Source organism: Mesorhizobium abyssinicae, from assembly GCF_049887195.1.
In the GTDB taxonomy this organism is placed as follows: Bacteria; Pseudomonadota; Alphaproteobacteria; order Rhizobiales; family Rhizobiaceae; genus Mesorhizobium; species Mesorhizobium abyssinicae.
Map to the genome: position 1 here is coordinate 1 of NZ_JARAKC010000072.1, position 2,549 is coordinate 2,549.

Genomic DNA, 2,549 nt, shown 5'->3' on the forward strand with positions numbered 1-2,549 from the left:
TGGGTGCGCCGTGTCGGCGCGATCAATTGAGTGAAGGAGACTTCTCAGGAAACCAAGAACTGCCTGATGCCCACCCGACTTACCTTGGCCAGAAATGGCTGCGACCGGGAAACCGGCAGGGGACAATAGCATGCCGGGAAAAGGCGTCATCCGGGCCGAAACCATTGTAGGCTATCGGGACGTCAGGGCAAGACGTGCATGGTGAATGCTGGATTGCGTGAAGCCCAGATCAGGGACTTTTTCCGGGTCATGACGCAGCAATGGTTGACGCGTCATGCCGTGCGAAGGGTGGGGTACCCCATAAGACCCGCCTAAACTTGGTCGCACGGCTCACCCCTCGTCGAGGGGCCAATGATCGAACGGGCCACCTAGCCACGTCGTCTCTCACTGATCGCGTAAACACGGGATCGCCTAAGCGGGCATCTCTCCGATGTCCCGTAGGGCGACGGAGCCGCCATAGTAGCCAAACGCCCGGGGTAATGCTCGGGACAGCCATCCAAGGGTGGACGTGCACGGGTGAAACCGATCGGGCAACCGGGCGGGGGATCTCCACTGCACGGGTGAAGGGCGGCGCGTTTGCTGGGTCTTTCAACTTCATGACGGAGGTTTGCTGATGCAACCGCACACCGTAGAGAAGAGACTGGACTCAATCATCGACCTGTCTCGTCAGGGAAAGCGTATCAACGGCCTGTTCAGGCTGCTTTCGGCTCCGACCATATGGGAAAGGGCTTATGAGCAGATCGCTCCCAACAAAGGAGCACTGACACCGGGCGTCGACCCCCAAAACACCCTTGATGGCTTCTCGCTTGAAAGGATGCAGGAGGTAATGGCGTCCGTTCTGGATGGATCGTATCGTTTCTCTCCGGCGCGCAGGCAATACATCCCCAAAGCCAACGGGAAGAAACGCCCGTTGGGCATTCCCACTGCCGACGACAAGCTGGTGCAGGCGGCCGTGAAGATTCTGCTCGAACATGTCTACGAGCCGGTCTTCTCGGAACAATCGTACGGCTTCCGCCGGGGGCGGTCATGTCACACGGCCCTGACCGAAATCAGGCGCACATGGCATGGCATGAAATGGCTGGTCGAGGTCGATATCGTCGGATACTACGACAACATCGATCACGACATACTGCTCGGTTTGCTGCGCAAGCGTATCGATGATGATCGATTGTTGCAGCTGATCGGACGGATGCTCAAGGCCGGCTATCTCGAAGACTGGAAGTTCCACAAGACTTTCAGTGGAGCCCCGCAAGGTGGCGTGATCTCGCCGATCCTCGCCAACGTTTACCTCCATGAACTCGATCTGTTCGTGGCGGAGATGAAAGCGCGGTTCGACAAAGGGCAAGGAAGGCGACGCAGTGCCGCCTACCTTGAAGCCTCAAAGCGGATCCAGATCCGACGCAATATGATCAATCGACGGCGCGCCAATGGCAACGAGGAAGAGATTCCCCGGCTGATCGAGGAAATCAGGGAGTGGGAGCGGCGACGGCTCGAAAAGCCGTCCGTCGATCAGTTCGATCCGAACTACCGCCGACTTCGCTACTGTCGCTACGCCGATGACTTCGTGATCGGCGTGATCGGCAGCAAAGAGGACGCTCGCCGTGTCATGGCCGAGGTCAGAACGTATCTGGCCGAAACCCTGAAACTGGAGGTGTCCGCGGAGAAAAGCGGTATCAGGAAAGCTGACGAGGGAGCCTTGTTCCTCGGGTACCAGCTGAAAACATACGGCGATGGTCGCACCAAACGTCTCATGCAGCGCAGTCGTGCTGTGACGAAGCGTGTGCCCGGAGACCGGATGCAGCTTCATGTGCCGGTGGATAAGCTCGCCCGCTTTGCAGAACGCAATCGCCTCGGAAATCTCCATACCAACCGTGGCGAGGCTCGATGCGAAGTGATCAACAACTCTGACGTTGCCATCCTGACTGGATACAATGCGATGTTGCGGGGGCTGGCCGAGTATTACAAGCTTGGCACGCTCTGGAAACAGCAGGTCGGACGGCTTCACCATCTTTGGTGGTGGAGTTTTATGAAGACCCTGTCCCGCAAGCATAAGTGCTCGGTCAAGGTGACGGGAGAGAGGCTCCGAAATGGGGATCGCCTCGGCCTATGGTATGAAGGCAGCCAAAAGCGGCGCTTCATGCCGATGTTCCGCCTCAAAGATGTCGAGCCCATGTCGGCATCCCGAAACGTTGATCAACAGACGCAGACGCATATCCACTTTGCTGGCCGAACCGACTTTGTCGATCGGCTGAAGGCGAGGGTATGCCAAGCGTGTGGAACGAAAGACGTTCCGGTGGAGGTGCATCACGTCCGAAAAATGAGTGACATGGAGGGCACCACGCTGTGGGTCCGGGTCAAAGCCGCACGCACGCGCAAGCGGGTTGTGCTCTGCCGCGACTGCCATGTTGCACACCATGCCGGACGGTTACAGGCACGACTGGATCGTATGCATGCAAACGTAGGAGCCGGATGATGGGAAACTATCACGTCCGGTTCCGTGGGAGGGGTAGAGGTCAATCCCATCGGGAACCCTCGCCCCTACCCGACGG

1 protein-coding gene is annotated in these 2,549 nt (G+C 58.3%); it reads left to right on the top strand.

What is annotated here, in order from left to right:
- Positions 1-613: 613 nt before the first annotated feature.
- Entirely contained in the window at positions 614-2,473 is a 1,860-nt protein-coding gene (locus PU724_RS33615) for a reverse transcriptase domain-containing protein (protein WP_354426058.1), read from the top strand.
- The last annotated feature ends 76 nt before the right edge of the window (positions 2,474-2,549 follow it).